This is a genomic window from Acetomicrobium mobile, from assembly GCF_937920065.1.
The window spans coordinates 1-19,856 of sequence record NZ_CALETC010000171.1 but is presented as its reverse complement, the minus strand read 5'-3'; the positions used below and the strand labels follow the sequence as shown (position 1 = coordinate 19,856).

19 protein-coding genes and 1 riboswitch are annotated in these 19,856 nt (G+C 45.5%); all 19 genes read left to right on the top strand.

Annotated elements, in window-relative coordinates; all coding sequences use genetic code 11:
* The first annotated feature begins 17 nt into the window (after positions 1-17).
* Complete coding sequence (locus Q7P41_RS06600) at positions 18-944, top strand: HlyD family efflux transporter periplasmic adaptor subunit (protein WP_303883013.1); 927 nt, start codon at positions 18-20, stop codon at positions 942-944.
* Positions 938-1,642 carry a YggS family pyridoxal phosphate-dependent enzyme gene (locus tag Q7P41_RS06595; RefSeq protein WP_303883012.1) on the top strand — a complete coding sequence of 235 codons (705 nt, stop codon included), beginning with the start codon at positions 938-940 and terminating at the stop codon, positions 1,640-1,642. Before Q7P41_RS06600 ends, Q7P41_RS06595 begins: the two co-directional genes overlap by 7 nt.
* 30 nt (positions 1,643-1,672) lie before the next feature.
* The gene (sepF, locus tag Q7P41_RS06590; RefSeq protein ID WP_303883011.1) at positions 1,673-2,062 is read left to right on the top strand and encodes a cell division protein SepF; all 390 of its coding nucleotides are present in this window, start codon (positions 1,673-1,675) and stop codon (positions 2,060-2,062) included.
* Positions 2,055-2,519 carry a DivIVA domain-containing protein gene (locus tag Q7P41_RS06585; protein ID WP_303883010.1) on the top strand — a complete coding sequence of 155 codons (465 nt, stop codon included), beginning with the start codon at positions 2,055-2,057 and terminating at the stop codon, positions 2,517-2,519. The genes sepF and Q7P41_RS06585 overlap by 8 nt, the downstream gene beginning before the upstream one ends.
* On the top strand, positions 2,506-4,596 hold the full coding sequence (gene recG / locus Q7P41_RS06580; protein ID WP_303883009.1) for an ATP-dependent DNA helicase RecG: 2,091 nt from the start codon (positions 2,506-2,508) through the stop codon (positions 4,594-4,596). The genes Q7P41_RS06585 and recG overlap by 14 nt, the downstream gene beginning before the upstream one ends.
* A 124-nt stretch (positions 4,597-4,720) precedes the next feature.
* Positions 4,721-6,079, top strand: coding sequence for a sodium-dependent transporter (locus Q7P41_RS06575; RefSeq protein WP_303883008.1), 1,359 nt, complete (start codon positions 4,721-4,723; stop codon positions 6,077-6,079).
* 91 nt (positions 6,080-6,170) lie between these two features.
* Positions 6,171-7,694, top strand: a complete 1,524-nt coding sequence (locus Q7P41_RS06570; RefSeq protein WP_303883007.1) for a sodium-dependent transporter — start codon at positions 6,171-6,173, stop codon at positions 7,692-7,694.
* A 462-nt stretch (positions 7,695-8,156) separates the two neighbouring features.
* Positions 8,157-9,695 carry a ribonuclease Y gene (rny, locus tag Q7P41_RS06565; protein WP_303883006.1) on the top strand — a complete coding sequence of 513 codons (1,539 nt, stop codon included), beginning with the start codon at positions 8,157-8,159 and terminating at the stop codon, positions 9,693-9,695.
* 10 nt (positions 9,696-9,705) lie between these two features.
* The gene (locus Q7P41_RS06560; protein WP_303883045.1) at positions 9,706-10,512 is read left to right on the top strand and encodes a TIGR00282 family metallophosphoesterase; all 807 of its coding nucleotides are present in this window, start codon (positions 9,706-9,708) and stop codon (positions 10,510-10,512) included.
* A 143-nt stretch (positions 10,513-10,655) separates the two neighbouring features.
* A complete protein-coding gene (locus tag Q7P41_RS06555) occupies positions 10,656-10,892 on the top strand; it encodes a HypC/HybG/HupF family hydrogenase formation chaperone (RefSeq protein WP_303883005.1) in 237 nt (78 codons plus the stop codon).
* Positions 10,870-11,958, top strand: coding sequence for a hydrogenase formation protein HypD (gene hypD, locus Q7P41_RS06550; RefSeq protein ID WP_303883004.1), 1,089 nt, complete (start codon positions 10,870-10,872; stop codon positions 11,956-11,958). The genes Q7P41_RS06555 and hypD overlap by 23 nt, the downstream gene beginning before the upstream one ends.
* The gene (hypE, locus tag Q7P41_RS06545; protein ID WP_369693146.1) at positions 11,955-12,935 is read left to right on the top strand and encodes a hydrogenase expression/formation protein HypE; all 981 of its coding nucleotides are present in this window, start codon (positions 11,955-11,957) and stop codon (positions 12,933-12,935) included. Before hypD ends, hypE begins: the two co-directional genes overlap by 4 nt.
* Before the next feature lie 87 nt (positions 12,936-13,022).
* A riboswitch (glycine riboswitch) is annotated at positions 13,023-13,118 on the top strand.
* A 119-nt stretch (positions 13,119-13,237) separates the two neighbouring features.
* Positions 13,238-13,654 carry a GrdX family protein gene (locus Q7P41_RS06540; protein WP_303883002.1) on the top strand — a complete coding sequence of 139 codons (417 nt, stop codon included), beginning with the start codon at positions 13,238-13,240 and terminating at the stop codon, positions 13,652-13,654.
* On the top strand, positions 13,638-13,958 hold the full coding sequence (locus Q7P41_RS06535; protein WP_303883000.1) for a co-chaperone YbbN: 321 nt from the start codon (positions 13,638-13,640) through the stop codon (positions 13,956-13,958). Before Q7P41_RS06540 ends, Q7P41_RS06535 begins: the two co-directional genes overlap by 17 nt.
* Positions 13,959-13,994: 36 nt before the next feature.
* Complete coding sequence (locus Q7P41_RS06530) at positions 13,995-15,284, top strand: glycine/sarcosine/betaine reductase component B subunit (protein ID WP_303882999.1); 1,290 nt, start codon at positions 13,995-13,997, stop codon at positions 15,282-15,284.
* Between the two features lie 25 nt (positions 15,285-15,309).
* Complete coding sequence (gene grdA / locus Q7P41_RS06525; RefSeq protein WP_303882998.1) at positions 15,310-15,795, top strand: glycine/sarcosine/betaine reductase complex selenoprotein A; 486 nt, start codon at positions 15,310-15,312, stop codon at positions 15,793-15,795.
* 25 nt (positions 15,796-15,820) lie between these two features.
* Positions 15,821-17,128 carry a glycine reductase complex selenoprotein B gene (gene grdB, locus Q7P41_RS06520; protein ID WP_303882997.1) on the top strand — a complete coding sequence of 436 codons (1,308 nt, stop codon included), beginning with the start codon at positions 15,821-15,823 and terminating at the stop codon, positions 17,126-17,128.
* A gap of 106 nt (positions 17,129-17,234) precedes the next feature.
* Positions 17,235-18,785: a glycine/sarcosine/betaine reductase complex component C subunit beta gene (gene grdC / locus Q7P41_RS06515; RefSeq protein ID WP_303882996.1), complete on the top strand. Its 1,551-nt coding sequence runs from the start codon at positions 17,235-17,237 to the stop codon at positions 18,783-18,785.
* 20 nt (positions 18,786-18,805) lie between these two features.
* Positions 18,806-19,856, top strand: a 1,051-nt coding sequence (grdD, locus tag Q7P41_RS06510; RefSeq protein WP_303882995.1) for a glycine/sarcosine/betaine reductase complex component C subunit alpha, incomplete at its 3' end; no start/stop codon positions are given.

The following is a 19,856-nucleotide window of genomic DNA, read 5'->3' as shown; positions in this document are numbered from 1 at the left end:
TGTAAATATACACGGAGATGAAAGAGAACAAAGGTTTCGCTCAAATCATTTATGCCATATGGTGTGTAGTGCTTGTCTCATTAGCGGTGTTTTTCTTTTTGGCTTGGCAAAACCATCACCGTTTTAAGCACCCTAATGTGGTTGTGGCAAAGCCCGCCCTGCACGTTGATGAATTTCCCGTAGAAGGTTGGTTATTGTGGCAGGAAGAGGTAGTTAGCTCGCCGGTAAAGGGCGTCCTTAAATTTGTTAACGGCGGAAAGGTGGCCAGAGTAGCTAAAGGCGAGGCCATTGCTGTCATAGAGGGCGCTGAACGAAAGGTGATTTGGGCGCCAAAGGCTGGTTATTTTGTTCCGGCGCTGGACGGAGAAGAAGGAAATTGGAACTTTGCCAGGGTTTGGTTGGATTACGACAATTTGCCCAAAGCGGTAAAGGCAAGGACTGTGCCACAAGGAGTTAACGTGCAAAAGGGGACACTCATTGGAAAAGTTATTCCCTTACCGCAGGCGTTACGCTGTGTCTTCTATGTGTATTTGACGCCCAAGGTGAAAGAAAATCTGCAGAAAAATTTTCTGTGGATACGACTTGATGAAATGGACGTTCCCTTTAGGGTTGAAGTGCTTGCGAAGGAAATTTTAGGATTGAAGGCAAGGGTTAACATTGCCTTGACGCCGTATTTTCCTGCTCATTTGACGATTGATCGCAAATTAAACTTCATGATATACGAAGGCAGAAGGCACGGGGTGCTCCTTCCCGAAGAAAGCGTAATTTTCAAGAAAGGCAAGCAAGGAGTGTATGTAGTCTCTAAAGGTTTGGCAACTTTTAAGGAAATAAAAGGCATTCCCATGGAAGGCAACATGTACTTCGTAGAAGAGGGTTTGCTTCCTGGCGAGATCGTGATATTGAACGGTGATAAGGCTAGAGAGGGGAGGGTCTTTCTATGGTAAGCGCAGATGTATATAATAATATCGAAATAGTGAAGTATAAAATCGCTAAAGCTGCAGCAAGCATCGGCAGAGATTCTGATCAAATAAAGATAATCGCAGCCACAAAAGGTCAACCTTTGGAAGCGATGATTCAGGCTGTAGAGACCGGATACATCGATGGAATTGGCGAAAACAGAGTCCAGGAAGCTAGGAAAAAGAAAGAAAAATGGCCTAAAAGCCCAAGCACTACTTGGCATATGATTGGTCATTTACAACGCAATAAAGCCAAGGTTGCCGTTCAATTGTTCGATGTCATACAAAGTATCGATAGCGCTAATCTGACAGATATTTTAGAGCAGCGATTAGTGTTGTTGAGAAAGACTATGCCTGTGCTTATCGAAGTAAAGATATCTGGCGAAGCCTCGAAGTATGGCGTTGAACCAGACCATGCTCGCGCATTGGCGGAGCATATTTTGGGCCTTTGTCCACATTTAAAGTTAATTGGATTGATGGGGATAGGTCCTTTGACGGACGAGAAAAAAAGGATAAGATCGTCTTTCGCTCTGCTTCGCCGTCTAAAGGAAGAATTGGAAGAGGATCTTGGCGTAGAGCTTCCCGAATTATCCATGGGCATGAGCGATGACTTCGAGATAGCGATCGCGGAAGGAAGTACTATGGTGCGTTTAGGTCGTGCCATATTTGGTCCTAGAGGAAATTAAATAAAGTTTACTTTAGGAGGAGAGAGGGGAATGCTTGAACGACTCCTGGCACTGTTGGGCATCACAGTGCAAAAAGAGGAGAATTTGCAAGAGGAAGGCCTAGAATCATATGAAGATGTTGATCGCATCCCACAATCACGTGCCAAGCAAGCTGCATTGGTGTTTTGTAAGGGTTACATGTGTGCGGAACGAAGGGAAGATTTGGCAGAAGCTTTACATAACGGTAAGATCATTATAGTTGACTTGCGCAACGTCGATAAAGCCGAAGGACAGAGCGCCCTCGATTTCATTTGCGGTGTGGCTTATGCTATGAGAGGTGTTGTCATGAGGATAGCACCAGCGGTCTTTTTGGCTTCGCCTAATAGAAGCCTCATCGATTTATGGGAGGAGGAAAAAGAGGTGGCCCAAAACCATGAGTGAAGTTTTGTCGGCACTTGACGTCATAAATAAAGATTTTAAGAGATCTTTGCGAGGATACGATCCTATCGAGGTGGATGACTTCTTGGATTTGGTTGCAGAGAGTTTGCACTTTTATGCAGAAAAATGTGGCGAGCAGGAGCGCATAATTCATCAACTTGAAAGGCAGCTTGAAGATTACAGAAACTTAAGGGATTCCCTTCAGGAAGCCCTTCTCATGGCGCAGCAAAGTGCAGATGAAAAGGTAGAGGCCGCAAAAAGGGAAGCCGAAGCCATCGTTGCTGAGGCAAAAGCCAAGGCTGAAAGGATGCTCGAGGAAGCTTCGCGAGCCTTGGACAGAAGTAAAGCCGAGATTGAGAGGATGAAAAAACTCAAAATATCCTTTGTTGCCGAATTTAGGGCAGTTCTAAACAAATATGCTGAAATGATAGAGGCTGAAATTGCTGATGATGAAAGCTAGTCCATCGAATGAAAATATCTTGGCTAAGGATGTTAGATTTTTAAAAGGCGTAGGGCCAAAAAGATCATATCTTCTATCCAAATTGGGTATCAAAACTATCGAGGACTTGCTTTACTTCTTTCCGCGACGTTATGAGGACAGAAGAAATATAACGCCTATAAGTTCCTTGAAACCTGGCATTGTCACAACCATGTTGGTGCGAATAGTTGGGGTGGAAAAGAAAGTTACAAAAAGGCGTAACTTAGACCTTACGATAGCCACAATAACTGATGGAACTCAAATTGCTCAGGCTATATGGTTTAACAGAAAAAGGCTGGAAAAAGTTCTTACACCGGGCTCCATGGTTGCCCTGTATGGAAAAGTGAAAAGTGATTTTGGCATGTTACAGGTGGTCAACCCCGAATTTGAAGTAGTCGAATCCGATGCAACCATGGAGGAGATGGGTAGAATTGTGCCAGTCTATCCTCTCACGGAAGGATTAAACCAAAGATGGCTTAGACTTTTGATAAAGGGGGCACTTTTAGAATATTTGCCTTTTGTAGAGGAATTCATGCCCTCTGAGATTTTGGTGCGAAATGAGTTATTACCCCTCAAGGAAGCCATCTGGGGTTATCATTATCCTGATAGCGAAGAGCAGTGGGGCTTATGTCGCAAAAGGCTCGTTTTTGATGAGCTGTTTCTTCTTCAGCTTGGGTTGGCCTTGAAAAAGGAACAATTGGAAAAGGAGACTAATGCCCCTGTTTTACTTTGGCACGGTCCCCTGCAGAGTGCTTTCATCAAAGAATGTTTAACCTTTAAACTCACTTGTGCTCAAGAAAGGGTTTTACGGGAAATAGCGGATGATGTGACTAAAAGCGTGCCTATGAATCGCTTGCTTCAGGGGGATGTAGGCTCGGGCAAAACCGTAGTTGCGGTGGCAGCGATGCTTGCCTCTGTGGATGCCGGATATCAAGCTGCAATGATGGTTCCGACCGAGGTTTTGGCCAAACAGCATTACACCAAAATAGTAAATTGGCTGTCGAAGCTAAATCTGAAGGTTGCTTTACTGACTAGCGCTTTAACTCCTCAAGAGAGGGGGGAAAGATACGAAGATATCTGCGAGGGAAGATCGCATATCGTCATTGGGACACACGCTTTAATTCAAGAAGGGGTTAAATTCCAAAGGCTGGGCTTGGTAGTGATCGACGAACAACATCGTTTTGGAGTGTTGCAACGACGAACCTTGATGGACAAGGGCAGACATCCTCATACTTTAGTCATGACTGCTACTCCCATCCCGCGAACGTTGGCATTGACCGTGTACGGAGACCTTTCCATGTCCGTAGTTGACGAACTACCTCCAGGTAGGAACCCGGTTAGAACCCAATGGATAAGAAAAAATAAATTGCCCGCTCTATATGAATTTATTAAAGCAAAATTATCCTCAGGCAATCAAGCCTATTGGGTGTGTCCTTTGATAGATGAAAGTGAATCCATAGAAGCGACTTCCGTGCAAGAACGCTATAAGTCTTTATGTCAGGAGTTTTCAAACTTCAGGGTAGGCTTGCTGCATGGTCGTTTGGAGGTTTTTGACAAGGACGAAGCTTACCAGGCCTTTGTACGCCAGGAGATAGATTTGCTTGTGGCTACCAACGTAATAGAAGTGGGCATTGACGTGCCCAGCGCTAACATAATTGTAATAGAGGATGCATACAGGTTTGGTCTATCTCAGCTTCATCAGCTCAGAGGAAGAGTAGGCCGCGGCAAAAGTCAGGGCTTTTGCTTTTTATTGGGAGAAGCTCCTACCCCTGAGGCTAGAAAGCGATTTAAGGTCTTGTGTTCCACCAATGACGGCTTTATAGTAGCTGAGGAAGATTTAAAACTGAGAGGGCCAGGTGCCTTTTGCGGAGTCAGGCAGCATGGCATAACGGACTTTAAAGTCGCAGACCTCGTAAAGGATGTTAGCTTGTTGTATAAAGCTCGCACAGAAGCCCAAAATTTGGCTTGCCTTGACCCCACCCTATTTCAATATCCAGATTTGAGAAAAAAACTATTGTCGTCCTTGGGCGACGCCCTATCCCTGATTTTTACAGCATAGTATAATATTTGCTCATTAGTACCAATTCACTTTATCATTTGCTTGAGTTGGGTCTTTAATCCTAATTTACTTTATATCTAATATGCTATAAAATGATATGCACAATAAAGAGGGGGTGATTGCAGTGGCTGAGAGAGAACAGTTAGCTTCCAGATTAGGCTTTATATTGGTGTCTGCAGGATGTGCTATAGGTTTGGGAAATGTGTGGCGATTTCCCTATATCACAGGCCGATATGGTGGAGCAGCTTTTGTAATAGTTTATTTAATTTTTTTGGCTATCATGGGTCTTCCCATCATGGTATGCGAATTTGCCATGGGGCGAGCCAGCCGTAGAAATTTAGCCGGCGCGATGCTTGTCTTGGAGCCGCCTGGTACCAAGTGGCATATTTACGGTTATCTCGGTGTGCTCGGAAACATGGTATTGATGATGTTCTATACCACTGTTACAGGTTGGGGCCTGGCTTATACTTATCACGTTGCAGTAGGACATCTTTCAATGCTTTCTCCTGAAGAAGTGGGTGCCTTTTTTGGTTCTTTCATATCCAATACTCCTGAACTGACCATGTGGATGGCTTTGGCGGTATTGCTTGGCTTCCTGGTTTGTTCGAGAGGTTTGCAGGCAGGCGTTGAACGAATAACTAAGATTTTGATGTCTGGCCTTTTTATGCTGCTCGTTGTGCTCATAGTTCGTTCCGTGACACTGCCTGGAGCTGAAAAGGGCATAGCTTTTTACCTTAAGCCAGACTTTTCTAAGCTAACTTGGGAAGCAGTTTTTGCTGCCCAAAGCCAGGCCTTTTTCACCTTGAGCTTAGGAATCGGCAGCATGTTAATATTTGGGAGTTACCTGAGCAAAGAAAGGGCCCTTCTGGGTGAGTCTGTCTATATTATAATCCTTGATACACTGATAGCATTGATGTCAGGAATGGTAATTTTCCCCGCTTGTTTTGCTTTTGGCGTCGATGCTGGAGCGGGTCCTGGTTTGATATTCGTCACTCTTCCAAACGTCTTCAATGCTATGACTGGCGGTAGATTATGGGGTACTTTATTTTTCGTATTTATATCTTTGGCAGCTTTAACGACTGTAATTGCTGTATTTGAGCATCTCATAGCCTTTGCCATGGACGAGTGGAAGTGGAGTCGCAAAAAGGCCTGTTATGTGGGCATCCTGGTCTTATTCATCGCTTCATTGCCCTGCGTTTTGGGATTTGGCCCCTGGAGCGGGTTTCAACCTTTTGGAGAGGGAACCGTAGTCCTTGATCTGGAAGATTTCATAGTAAGTTTTAATTTGCTTCCCATAGGCTCTCTCGTTTTTGTCCTCTTTTGCACCTCCAAATATGGCTGGGGATGGGAAAACTTTATTAAAGAGGCCAATACGGGCATAGGACCGAAATTCCCAGAGGGCTTGAGAGGTTATATGACTTACGTCTTGCCGGTAATCATCGCCGTTATATTGATCATGGGTTACATCCAGTTCTTTGGTTAATCAACGCAGAGGAGGTGAAAAAAGAAATAGGGATGGCTAGATTTGTTTATTTGCTTAGTATGAGTAAAACTTAAAAAAGGAGGAGAGGAGCATGGCGGAAGCTGGAAGGGAAATGTTTTTAAAGCGGCGTCATATGATTTTTGCAGCTATAGGGTCAGCCATCGGTTTGGGCAACGTCTGGCGGTTTCCTTATATGTGTTACCAGTATGGGGGAGCTGCCTTTTTGGTGGCTTACATCATAGGCATTTTTGCCATTGGGATTCCGTGGCTTCTCACTGAGTTTGGAATGGGGCATTATTTTCAAAAAGGAGCCCCTGGAGTCTTTAGCAGCATAGGCAAAAAATGGGAATGGGTAGGATGGTTTCCAAGCATATCGGCCTTTTTAATCGATACTTATTATTGTGTGATCATGGCTTGGACCCTAATTTACATGTTTAGTTCCATGACTTTAGCTTGGGGTGTGGGAGAAGTGGGTGCCCATCAGGCAGGAGATTACTTTTTTAGCACAGTGCTTGGCCTTTCAGACAATCCTGGGGTGCTTGGTGGGTTAAGGTGGCCCATAGTTGGAGCGTTAACCTTCACTTGGATCGTCATTTATTTCGTGATACATCGAGGTGCTGAATTAATTGGGAAGGTCTCAGAAGTAGTCATGGCGTTAGCGTGGGTTTTGATCGTGGCGATATTAGTAAGAAGCTTAACACTGCCCGGAGCCGTGGAGGGGCTTAATTATTACCTCGATGTCGATTGGTCCGTCTTAAAGGGAGGAGGCGTCTGGTTTGCTGCCTTTAGCCAGATAGCATTTTCGCTTTCTGTTGGGATGGCGGGAATGTATGCCTACGGACGTTTTATCGCTAGAAAGGGCGATATAACGAACAACACCGTTATTACAGTGTTTTGCGACACCAGCTTTGCATTCTTGGCGGGTTTTGCTGTCTTTAGCACAGTCGGTTATATAATGCAAGCTCTGGGAGTGTCCTTGCAAGAGGTGGCCATCGCTGGTATTGGAGTGGCTTTTGTAACTTACCCTGTCGGTATATCGTTGATGCCTGCTTTGAGTCGATTGACAGGCGTTTTATTCTTCCTCATGTTTTGGATGATAGGACTCAGTTCAGCGTATTATTTGGCTTACGCGGGATACATTGTTCCCTTGATGGACAAGTTCGGATGGGAGCGGAAAAAAGTTACTTTTTGGGGATGCCTAGTCGGATTTTTGATCGGACTTCTTTATTGTACTCAGGGGGGAATGTATTGGCTTGACATCGTTGACAGGACGGTTGCCTTCTATACATTGCTCATAGGCGGTGCCATTGCCTCGTTGGTTGTAGGTTGGGTCTTTGGTGCCGATAAGCTTCGCGAGCACGTGAATGCCACTTCAGATATCAAGGTAGGTCCTTGGATGGATTTTCTTATCAAGATCGTGGTGCCGGTAGGACTTCTTTTCGTCGTAGTTTACGGCGGTTTTATGCAGGACCTTAAGGAACCCTATGGAGGGTACGGAAGTTGGTCTAACTTCATTTGGATCATCATGGTGGCAGTCCTGATCGCTAGCTTCATATTGCAAGGCATGAAATCAAAGACGGAAGTAAGCGAGCAAGAAGGAGGGGAGGTTAGATGACGAACGCTGCAATTGGAACAACCATATTCATGGCCGTAATTATCATAGCGGGACTAGCCTTTTGTTTCAGTCGAATGGGCAAGGGGGGCGGTGAGTGGGAGGATTAAACCTAAAAGGTTTGTCCTCGCAAGCGTTAATAAATATAAAACAGCGTGAGCAAATCAAACAAATCGGGAAGGAGGATCTCCCTTCCCGATTTTTTAATGCGCCCGATATGGTCGTTATCTTTGAGTCCTGGGGTTGTCAAAAAAATTCAGAAGCCTTAGTTAAAAGACTGGTATGAAGTGCCATTTTCTACTCGATTGGGTACCTGACTTTTGCAATCACACTTGTAGTATTATGAGACATTCTGTAAAATAATGCCCAGGATGTATTTTAAAGACTATTAAATTGCGATGATCTTTTAAAACGTGTTGTTCGCATGCCTTGAACCTTGACAATTGAATGAGGGGTGATTTCTAAATGGGATTTGTCATGCTCTTATCGAGCGTGTTAGCTGGCGCGGTCGGCATTGCCGTCGGCTATTACGTTCGAAAAATACATGATGAAAAAAAGATTTTAAGCACGAAGAAAATTGCTGAACAGATAGTTGAAGAAGCAAAAAGAGAGGCCGAAACCAAGAAGCGAGAAGTTCTTGCCGAGGCTAGAGAAGAAGCGCTGAAGATTCGACACGAATTGGAAAGAGAACTTAAAGAGCGCAGGAGCGAAATTCAGCGAGCCGAAAGAAGGCTTGAACAAAGAGAGGAAAGTCTCGACAGAAAACTTGAAAATTTAGCGAAGAAAGAAGAAGAGCTAAAGGCCAGGTTGACAGAAGTAGAAAAGGCAAAACTGGAGGCCGAAAGGCTTTTGCGGGAACGGATCGTTAAACTAGAGAAAGTCGCTGGGCTTTCACGAGAAGAGGCAAAGGAACTTCTACTAAAAGAGGTAGAAGAGGAAGCCTCCTCTTCTATTGGGTTGAAATTGAAGGAGTTGGAAGAAAATTTTAAACGTGAGGCTGATAAAAAGGCAAGGGAGATTTTAACCACAGCAATTCAGCGATGTGCTGTCGATCATACTTCTGAAGTTACGGTTAGCGTTGTACCCCTGCCCTCAGACGATATGAAGGGCAGAATAATCGGCAGAGAAGGAAGGAATATTAGGGCCTTCGAAAGTTTGACAGGCGTCGATTTGATTGTGGATGATACGCCTGAGGCGGTGACGCTAAGCTGTTTTGATCCTGTAAGGCGTGAGATTGCCCGTATTTCCCTGGAGAGGCTCATCCTTGACGGAAGGATTCATCCGGCGCGCATTGAGGAGATCGTAGAAAAAGTGCGTAAGGAAGTTGACGAACATATGCTTGAGGCAGCCGAAAATGCTTTGCTCGAGGTTAATATAGAAGGCGTACATCCTGAGATCGTCAAGACCTTGGGGAGGCTTACCTATAGATCAAGCTATGGCCAAAATGCATTGGCTCACAGCTTGGAAGTCGCTCACTTGACCGGGGTAATGGCGGCAGAACTTGGGCTTGATGAAATGATCGCAAGGAGAGCGGGACTGTTGCATGATATTGGTAAAGCTATAGATTACCAGGTGGAAGGCTCGCACGCTTTAATAGGAGCAGACCTTGCGAAACGATACGGCGAGTCGCAGGTCATAGTAAACGCGATTGCTGCTCATCACGAGGAGGAAGAGCCTAAAAGTGTGTATGCTGTCTTAGTACTTGCTGCCGATGCCGTAAGTGCTTCAAGGCCTGGGGCGAGGCGCGAAAGCATAGAAGCCTATATAAGAAGACTTGAAAAACTGGAAAATTTAGCTTCTTCCTTTACGGGAGTGGAGAAAGCATACGCCATCCAGGCTGGAAGGGAAGTGCGAGTCATGATATCTCCTGAAGCAGGAGATGATGGTACCATATATAAGATTGCATACGATATTGCTCGAAAGATAGAAGAAGACCTTAAGTACCCTGGCCAAGTCAAGGTGACAGTCATAAGGGAGCTCAGGGCCATTGAGTTTGCGAAGTAGGAATGTTGTCATGAGAGTGCTTTTTATAGGAGATATCGTTGGCAGACCAGGGAGAAGGACGCTTCAAAAGCTCTTGCCCAAGGTGAGAAACACTTATGGACCTTTTGATTTCGTCATTGCAAATGTGGAAAACTCTGCCGGTGGTTTTGGTATAACCCAAAAGGTATTAGACGAGCTATTGGCAATGGGAATCGATTGCATGACGTCGGGCAATCACATATGGGACAAAAAAGAAGGTTTATCCCTATTGGATTCGGAACCCAAGTTGCTACGACCTGCCAATTATCCTCCAGGCTGTCCCGGCCGAGGAAGCGCAGTTTTGAAGTGCGGAGAGGGAAGGTTGTTAGTTTTGAACCTCTTGGGTCGAACATTTATGTACGACGTGGATTGCCCTTTTAGGAAGGCCGATGAAATCTTACAGGAGGCTTCAACCACCACCATATTGGTGGATATTCACGCCGAGGCAACATCGGAAAAAAGAGCCTTAGCATTATATCTTGATGGGCGCGTATCGGCGGTCTTAGGCACCCATACCCATGTTGCGACGGCAGATGAAGATATACTTGACAAAGGAACTGCCTTTATAACCGATGTGGGTATGACGGGAGGGCACGCCGGAGTTATTGGCATGAGGAAGGAATCGGTCATAAGTCGTTTTTTGACGTCAATGCCAGCTCGATTTGATGCGTGCAACGAGGATTTAAGACTCAACGGCGTTTGTTTGGATATAGATGCGCTAACGGGCAATGCTTTGAGCATCCGCAGAATTAGCGAGAAAGTGGATGAGAAGAACGACGAACTGGCAACGAACTCATAAGGGTTTAAGTTGCCCCGGGCGATAACGTCGAAAGCTTGTTGAATTGCTTGAATGAACGTTCGGCACAAAAGACGAAGCGGGGCCAAAATTCAATAGGTCCCGCTTTTTTACTCGTTTTAATGGAAGGTGAAGGAGGTAGAAATATGTGTCTGGCTGTTCCACATAGAATAGAAAAAATTTTGGATTCGCGCAGGGTAATTGCACGGGCGGGATCCTTGAAAGTGGAGGCAAGGACGGACTTGATCGATAGTGTAAATGTGGGCGATGTGGTTTTGGTGCACGCTGGTTTTATTATAGAAAAGTGCGAAGAAAAAGAGGGCCAAGAATTGGAAGAATTGTGGAAAGAAGTGTTGAATATTGCAGGAAAAAGGCAATCTTAGGGACAAAGCTGAATTACTTCAACGTGCTTTAGGATTTTTTGCCAAAGAGCCCATGACCTTCATGGAAGTTTGCGGCACACACACGGTTGCCATCTACAGGAGCGGATTAAGGTCATTGCTTCCAAAAAACATTTCACTTGTCTCCGGGCCTGGCTGTCCCGTCTGCGTTACAGACCAAGGAGAAGTGGACGCGGCGATAAAGCTTGCCGAAAAAAAAGGTTTGGTTTTTGCTACTTACGGGGATATGATGCGCGTTCCCGGTACTAAAGGCTCTTTGCGAAATCTTAGGACTCAAGGATCTGACGTTCGAGTGGTGAGATCCTGCGATGAGGCATTGGACCTAGCTTTGAAAAATCCAACGAAGGAAGTTGTCTTTTTAGGTGTTGGATTCGAGACGACAGCTCCCTCTACGGCTGCTATCATTTTAGAGGCAGAAGAGAAAAAGGTCCGAAACTTTTCCGTTCTTTGTTTTCATAAACTTGTTCCGCCGGCATTGCGACTCCTTGCTGAGTCAAGGGAACTTAAAGTGGATGGCTTTTTGCTTCCGGGGCATGTAACCGTTGTCATAGGCGTAAAGCCCTATGAATTTTTGCCCAGAGATTTTAACATATCCTGCACGATTGCGGGATTTGAACCCCTAGATATCATGGAAGGTTTGGTGGAACTAGCTAGACAAGTTCACGATAAGGACCCCAAGGTTAGTCTGCTTTATGCTAGGGCAGTAAGGCCAGAGGGAAACACCCGAGCCAAAAAGTTTATAAGACGAGTCTTCGATGAAGCGGATGCCAGATGGCGAGGACTTGGGAAGATTAAAAATTCTGGGTTACGGTTAAAGCCCGAATTTGCCTGCTTCGATGCCATTACGAGGTTTGATTTAGACATCAAAGAAGTTCCCTTGCCCTCTGGATGCAAATGCGGTGAAGTATTGATGGGCAAATTAAGGCCGGAGGAGTGTCCCTTGTTTTCGATTCGTTGCACTCCCGATGATCCGGTAGGTCCATGTATGGTATCTAGCGAAGGCAACTGCGCTGCTTGTTATAAGTATTCTTACAAGGTGATGCGATGATGTTTATAGAATTAGGACATGGTAGTGGTGGCAGGCCAACTCAACAACTTATCAAAGAAATATTAAATATATACGGCAATCAGAGCAATAAGGATATGGAAGATTGCGCCTTGATTGAAAATGGCATTGGCGTCACAATTGATGGTTTTACCGTAAGTCCGAGATTTTTCCCTGGGGGAGACATTGGTAAGCTTGCAATATGTGGCAGCACTAACGATCTAGCAGTAAGAGGAGTTAAGCCACTTTATTTGGCTATGGGCATTCTCATAGAAGAAGGATTACTGAAGGAAGAATTGCTAAAAGTCATCGAGAGCGCCTATCGCGTAAGCAGGGATCTGGATGTTAAACTCGTTGCTGGTGATACAAAAGTTTTGCCCAGGGGCCAGGCGGATGGCATGTATATAACTTGTTGTGCCTTAGGAGAAGTCCTTACTGACAACCACTGGGGAATTAAAAATCTATACCCGGGCGACTATTTAATCGTTACTGGTCCTATAGGACAACACGGTGCTTTAATATCGGCCCTTCACTACGGCCTTGAGGTGGATGAATTGATAAGCGATTGCAAGCCTTTGTGGCCACTTATGGAACCCTTAACTAGCATACCAGGCGTTAAGTGCGCAAGGGATTGTACGCGAGGCGGTTTAGGGACTGTCTTGTGTGAATGGGCTGAAGGATCCAACATCGGCATCGAGATCGAGGAGGAACTCATACCAGTAAATTCAGAGGTAGTATCCGTAGCTGATGTTTTAGGTTTCGATGTGCTGCATTTAGCATGCGAGGGTACGGCGGTTCTTGCCGTAGATCCGGATTATTTAAGAGAAGTTCTTTCGTCTTTGAAAAAGGTCGCCCCCCATTGTTCTGTCATAGGTAAGGTTACAGAAGATCATGTCGGGATCGTGGGGCTTAAGACAAAAATAGGAGGCATGAGGGTGATCGATATGCTCGTTGGAGAAATGGTGCCGAGGATATGTTAGTGCCTGAAGTGGCTTTGTGGATAAAAGCATGCTTGACCCTTTGAAATCATATATATAAAATGTTAGATGGAAGAATGCACATTCCGGATGAGCATCGCAAGAGATGTCTTGCCTTCTGGGCGAGAAGCCGAAGGTGTAAGGGAAAAGTCCTAATCTCTCAGGCAAAAGGATTGCGATGTGACGGGGCCCTGGAAAAGACCTTTGAAGGTCTGCCAAAGGGGCAAGCCCGATAAAAAGTGGCGAATCCCTGAGGGTAAAGAGGACAGGGGCCAAATTAACCGAATGGAAGGGAGGTTTGGCTAATGTCCTCCTCGTATTATCTTATATCCAATAATCCGCGAATAAGAACCCTTCCCAGGTGCATCTACGTAGAAGGATCTATTTTAGATGTGCTGGTAGCTGCTCGTGATAAGGTGCACGTGGGATACAAAATTTTATCTCATCCTTTATCTGGGAATATAGCTCCTTCGATGAGGATTTTTATGACAATTATCCTTGCTCAATCCCCTTGTGAAGGTCATTTCACTGATATAGAATCCCTTAATGTAATTGAAAGTACCTTAGAATTTTGTAAAGATCAAAGTCTTTCAAGCATCAAGCTTGATCAGAAAGTTCTGGAAGATATGCAATACCTTGACGAACAGTTGATCATGCCCGTACTTTGTCGGTATGGGATCGTATCAAAACAGGAGGTGTGTTTAATTGATAGAGGTAAATAAGGACAATTTTGAATCGGAAGTTCTGCAAAGTGAATTACCGGTAGTTGTAGATCTCTGGGGACCAAAATGCGGTCCGTGCCTTGCGTTGATGCCTCAGGTGGAGGAGCTTGCCTCTCAGTATGAAGGTAAAGTTAAGTTTTGCAAACTTAATGTGGCCGAGAACCGCCGTTTGGCAATTAGTCTAAAGGTCATGGGGGTCCCAACGTTCCTATTTTATCAAGGAGGGGAATTGAAGGATAGAATTACGGGAAATGAAGTAACAATAGAGGCGATAAAAGAGCGAGTGGAAAAGATATTGCAGTAGTTAGTAATTTTAAAAATGAAAAGGAGGTGTGTGTTAGTGAGGCTTGAATTGCACAAAGTCAAAATAAACGATATTAAATGGGGAAATACCACCAAAGTTGAAGACAAAGTACTTTATATTAACCAAGAAGAAATAAGTTCCTTACTTTCTAAGGACGATCGCTTTGAATGCGTCGAGGTTGATTTGGCTCGTCCGGGAGAAAAGGTCCGCATCGTGCCGGTTAAAGACGTGATAGAGCCAAGATGTAAAATTGAGGGCGAAGGAGATGTTTTTCCTGGCTTCATTGGAGACGTTGAAGGAACCGTAGGAGAGGGAAAGACCTTAGCTCTCACCGGAGCAGCGGTTGTGACCTGTGGCAAAATAATGGGTTTCCAAGAAGGCATAATAGATATGTCTGGGCCAGGGGCGGATTATACCCCTTTTTCCAAGACAAATAATGTGGTCTTGGTCTTTACTCCAAGGGCAGATATTGAAAGGCATGACTACGAAGCTGCTTGTCGCGTAGCTGGACTAAAGGTCGCTCATTTCTTGGCCACAAAGGCTAAAGATGTGTCTCCAGATGAAGTGTCCCTATACGAGCTTGAGGAGATAACAAAAAGGTCCAAGGAACTTGAAAAACTCCCTAAAGTGGCCTACATCTATATGTTGCAATCGCAGGGGTTGCTTCATGATACCTACGTGTATGGAGTAGATGCAAAAAAGATACTGCCTACTTTAATTCACCCTAATGAAGTTTTTGACGGTGCGATAGTATCGGGAAACTGCGTATCGGCTTGCGACAAAAATAGTACCTATGTTCACCAAAATAACCCGGTAATAGAGGCATTATACAAGCGTCATGGCGAGGAAATAAACTTTATTGGCTGCATAATAACAAACGAAAATGTCACGTTAGAGGATAAAAAGAGAAATTCCTCTTACACAGTAAAGCTTGCCAGGATGTTGGGTGTCGACGGTGTAATCATTACTGAAGAAGGATTCGGCAATCCCGATACAGACCTCATCATGAACTGTAAAAAGGCAGAACTCGCTGGTATAAAAACAGTTCTGATCACAGACGAATATGCGGGTAGAGATGGAGCGAGTCAATCTCTTGCCGATGCGTCGCCGGAAGCCAACGCTGTAGTAAGCGTCGGAAATGCTAACCCTATTGTAAAGTTACCGCCCATGGAAAGGGTGATTGGTTTCAGTGAATATGTTGACATTATAGCTGGAGGATTTTCCGGAAGCTTAAAGGATGACGGTTCCATCGAGGTCGAATTGCAGGCGATAACTGGAGCTACCAACGAGCTTGGTTTCACCTGTTTCTCGGCCGAGACCAGATAAAATAAAATGGGAGGTGTAACAAGCTATGGCAAAGGGTAAATTGGCCGGTAAAAAGTTGATTCTCCTTGGCGAAAGAGATGGCATTCCTGGCCCTGTCATGGAGGCCTGCTTGAAGGATAGTGGCGCAGAAACAGTGTTTTCCGTGACCGAATGTTTCGTCTGAACGGCCGCGGGAGCCATGGACCTGCAGAACCAACAGCGCGTGAAGGATGTTGTTGAGAAATATGGAGCTGAGAATGTAATAGTTATACTTGGAAGCTCCGATCCTGAAGGCGCCGAAATTTACGCAGAGACCGTGACAAACGGTGATCCGACTTACGCAGGTCCTTTGGCGGGAGTCCCGTTGGGACTCGCAGTTTACCACATTTTTGAGCCAGAAATTAGGGAAGAAGTAGATCCGGCAGTTTGGGAAGAACAGATGGAAATGATGGAAATGGTCTTGGATCCCGAGGCCCTGTCTCAAGCAGTTGCAAATATGCGCGAGCAATATAGCAAGTACACTTTAGAGTAGCAGCAAGAGATAGGGGGGATAATTAGTGACTTATAGAGTGGTCCATTATATAAACCAGTTTTTTGCCGGTATAGGTGGCGAGGAAAGGGCAGATTATCCTCCGGAACTTCGCGAGGGCGTTGTGGGCCCTGGCCAGGCTTTGCAGGCAGCATTAGGAGAAGAGGCTGTTGTGGTTGCTACCTTAGTCTGTGGAGATGATTATTTCGCGGAACATGCGGAGGAGGCTGTCGATAAGATCATCGGGCTATTGGAAAGCTATCGCCCAGATGCCTTAGTTGCAGGGCCTGCTTTCAACGCCGGGCGTTATGGGATGGCATGTGGTGCCCTATGCGATGCAGTGAGCAAAAAGTTGGGCATACCAGTTGTTACTGCCATGTATCCAGAAAATCCAGCCGTAGAAATTTACAGAAAAGATTTATACATCGTAGAAACCTCTGATAGCGCTAGGGGCATGCGCGATGCCATACCTAAAATGGCGCGTTTGATACTGAAACAGTTAAAGGGCGAACCCTTAGGGCGTCCCGAAGAAGAAGGCTACATAGAGCGGGGCATTCGTGTCAACATCTTTCGTGACCGAATAGGTGCGGAGCGAGCAGTTGACATGCTCATAAAAAAATTGAAAGGCGAGGATTTTGCAACTGAGTATCCTATGCCTTCCTTCGATCGCGTTCCTCCGGCACCAGCAATACAGAACATAAGGGAGGCTAAGATTGCCCTCGTTACATCTGGGGGTATAGTTCCAAAGGGAAACCCTGATAGGATCGAAGCTTCAAGTGCCACTAAATATGGTGAATACAGCATAGCAGGTCTCGAAAACCTTACGCCCGAAACTCATGAGACAGTTCATGGCGGTTATGATCCGACTTATGCTAACGACGATCCAGACAGAGTGCTGCCATTAGATGTAGCCAGGGAACTTGAAAAAGAAGGCGCCTTTGGCTCACTCCACGATAAATACTATGCAACTGTCGGTAACGGCACGCCAGTCGCTTACGCCAAGAAATTTGGCGAGGAAATCGCCAAAAAGTTGAAAGAAGCTGACGTTGACGGAGTGATACTTACCTCTACTTGAGGGACTTGTACTCGTTGCGGTGCAACGATCGTGAAGGAACTTGAACGAGTTGGCCTACCCACCGTCCACGTATGTACTATCGTCCCCATTTCGCAAACAGTGGGAGCAAACAGGATAGTACCCTCTGTGGCTATACCGCATCCCTTGGGCGATCCCACCAAGCCCCTTGAGGAAGAGAAGGCAATAAGGCGTCGTTTGTTGCTCAAGGCCCTAGAAGCTTTGCAGGCTGATATTGAGGAACAAACTATTTTCGGAAATTGACGAATGTCGTAGCGTTAAAGGGGCCAAAGAATTAAATCTTTGGCCCCTTTTGTGAACTTTTGTAAGATTGAACAGTCATTTTGACAAGAGGAGCGTGCATGATCACATGCGAAAAGTTGCGATAAAAGAGTATGCTTATTGCCTCAATCACACGCCTGAATTAGCTTATCACTATGGCAATACGCCTTTTTGGGAGAGAAAGATTAAGGGAGAATCAGAGTTTCTGCTTTCTCTGTCAAAGTCCATACGAACCTACGACGAAGCCATCGGTTACGCACCAAATCAAGCTTTTATTGGAGGAATATCCCTTGAAGAATTAGAGGCACATCAAACGCCCTGGTATCAAAACCCGTTAAAGGACGTTTCGCGTTACGGTACATTTGGAGAGATAATGCCTGAGGATGAGTTTCTCGGTTTGATGGATATCTGCGATGTCTTTGATATCATTTGGTTGGAGCAGTCTTTTTCTAAAAAAGTTGAAGATAAGCTTCAGGCGCATCCGTTGATGAATTCAAGCATTTTGCAGCGTTTGGAGAAGGGGCATATTTTCGAGGAAATTGAAAAGGAAATAAGGGAAGATGGAGCCGTGCCGCTTTATTCGGGGGGCGAAATTGTTGGATGTTGCAGAAAGGCCCATGAGTTTGACGAGTGCTTATCATCTTATGTATTGCTCGAGAATATTGCCTGCAAAGCGGGCGGTGTTTTAGCCTTGCTGCATTTATTGAAACGAGCGAACATGAAGCCAGAGGAAGTGGATTTCATCATTGAATGTTCAGAAGAAGCAGCCGGCGACATGAATCAAAGAGGTGGGGGGAATTTTGCTAAATCCATAGGCGAGATTGCTGGTTGCAGCAACGCTAGCGGATGTGATATACGGGGCTTTTGTGCAGGTCCGGTTTATGCCTTGGTGGACGCAGCAGCACAAGTAGCCTCGGGCGTGAGGGAAAACGTAGTAGTATTGGCGGGTGGGGCCCTTCCTAAGCTTTATATGAACGCGAGAGATCATGTCAAAAAAGGCATGCCAGCATTGGAGGACATGTTAGGCAATTTTGCCGTGTTACTTGCCCCTGAAGATGGAGAGTCCCCAGTAATGAGGCTTGACGCCGTAGGAAAACATTCCATAGGAGCGGGAGCATCTCCACAAGCCATAACGGAAGCGTTGGTTTACAAGCCACTGAAACGCATAGGTTTAGGATTTCTGGATGTGGACAAATACGCTGCAGAATTACAAAATCCAGAAATTACATTGCCGGCAGGAGCAGGTAATGTTCCTGAGGCGAACTTTAAAATGATCGCTGCTTTGGCCGTTATGAAAAGGGAACTTGATAAAGCGGGTATGACTGATTTTATAAAAACTCGCGGAATGCCCGGCTTTGCACCGACCCAAGGCCACATCCCTTCAGGTGTGCCGTTTATAGGTCATGCTTGCGAAAATATAAAAAATGGCAAGATGAAACGAGCCATGATCATCGGAAAAGGAAGCTTATTTTTGGCTCGTTTAACTAATCTTTCTGATGGAGTGTCATTCATGATAGAGGCTCCATCGCCAGCAGTTGAAGAAAAAGTAGAAACCCTTACCAAGGAAGAAGTAAAGAACACAATTCTTGAAGTGCTTGCCGATATCGCTAAATCCCTGAAGGGTGCGAATGCGAAGTGAGGTACGAGAGGTGAGGTATAGTGGATAAGTCCAAAGCGAAAAAATTCATTGGCGAGGCATTAGATGAGATTGTGAGAGCAGCAAAGGGAAGCGGCGAGCTTGTTCCTATAGGTTTAATGAGCAGCGGAAGCGAACTGGGCTCAAATGAGTTAGCCTTGGGAGGCAGGCTCGCGCAAGAGCAATACCGCTTTATCAAGGTTGTAATGATAGGCCCTCGAATTGAAGGTTTCAGCGACCTTGAGTGGATAGAGACCGATGATTGTGAAGCTGACATTCAAAAGGCCATGGAAGAGGCCTTAAGGGAAGGTCTCATAAAGGGAGCGGTAGCTCTTCACTATCCTTTTCCTTTGGGGGTTGCAACCGTTGGAATGATATACACTCCTGCGAAGGGAAGACCCCTAATAATTTCGACTTCGACCGGTACCACCTCGACCGATAGAGTGGAAGCAATGATCTTGAACGCTATTTATGGCACAGCTGTAGCTAAGGCAAGGAACATCGAATACCCGAAGGTCGGTATTTTAAATGTGGATGGGGCGCAAATTGTTTACAGATCCCTAAAGCGACTGGAAGAAAATGGGTACGAGATCGCATTTGGTAGTACTGTTAGGCAAGAGGGAGGATCTATCCTTAGGGGAAACGATCTTATAGCTGGCTCGGTTGACGTTTGTGTCACCGATACCTTGACGGGAAATGTCTTGGTCAAGGTCTTTAGTGCTTACAACACGGGCGGAAATTATGAGTCGCTTGGTTGGGGGTACGGCCCTTCCGTTGGTGAAGATTGGCCTTACGTGATTTCCATTATCTCTCGAGCCTCCGGGGCTCCTGTCATTGCAAATGCGATTCATTTTACGGCCGAAGTTGCATTAGCCGGATTACCGTCCTTGGCCAAACGAGAAATGGCAATGGCAAAAGATGCAGGCCTTGAAGGGGTGTTGGCGGAGCTTCACGGCAAGAAGGAAGAGAAAGAGGTTGAGATTGAACCTCCCAAGCCGGAGCCGACGGACGAAGAAATCCAAGGCATAGATGTATTGACCATTGAGGATGCCGTAAAAGTGCTTTGGTCTCATG

What these genes read in the sequence shown, in the direction of transcription:
- Q7P41_RS06600 (WP_303883013.1), top strand. Translation starts at nt 18, where the DNA reads ATGAAAGAGAACAAAGGTTTCGCTCAAATCATTTATGCCATATGGTGT.
- Q7P41_RS06595 (WP_303883012.1), top strand. Translation starts at nt 938, where the DNA reads ATGGTAAGCGCAGATGTATATAATAATATCGAAATAGTGAAGTATAAA.
- sepF (WP_303883011.1), top strand. Translation starts at nt 1,673, where the DNA reads ATGCTTGAACGACTCCTGGCACTGTTGGGCATCACAGTGCAAAAAGAG.
- Q7P41_RS06585 (WP_303883010.1), top strand. Translation starts at nt 2,055, where the DNA reads ATGAGTGAAGTTTTGTCGGCACTTGACGTCATAAATAAAGATTTTAAG.
- recG (WP_303883009.1), top strand. Translation starts at nt 2,506, where the DNA reads ATGATGAAAGCTAGTCCATCGAATGAAAATATCTTGGCTAAGGATGTT.
- Q7P41_RS06570 (WP_303883007.1), top strand. Translation starts at nt 6,171, where the DNA reads ATGGCGGAAGCTGGAAGGGAAATGTTTTTAAAGCGGCGTCATATGATT.
- rny (WP_303883006.1), top strand. Translation starts at nt 8,157, where the DNA reads ATGGGATTTGTCATGCTCTTATCGAGCGTGTTAGCTGGCGCGGTCGGC.
- Q7P41_RS06560 (WP_303883045.1), top strand. Translation starts at nt 9,706, where the DNA reads ATGAGAGTGCTTTTTATAGGAGATATCGTTGGCAGACCAGGGAGAAGG.
- Q7P41_RS06555 (WP_303883005.1), top strand. Translation starts at nt 10,656, where the DNA reads ATGTGTCTGGCTGTTCCACATAGAATAGAAAAAATTTTGGATTCGCGC.
- hypE (WP_369693146.1), top strand. Translation starts at nt 11,955, where the DNA reads ATGATGTTTATAGAATTAGGACATGGTAGTGGTGGCAGGCCAACTCAA.
- Q7P41_RS06540 (WP_303883002.1), top strand. Translation starts at nt 13,238, where the DNA reads ATGTCCTCCTCGTATTATCTTATATCCAATAATCCGCGAATAAGAACC.
- grdC (WP_303882996.1), top strand. Translation starts at nt 17,235, where the DNA reads ATGCGAAAAGTTGCGATAAAAGAGTATGCTTATTGCCTCAATCACACG.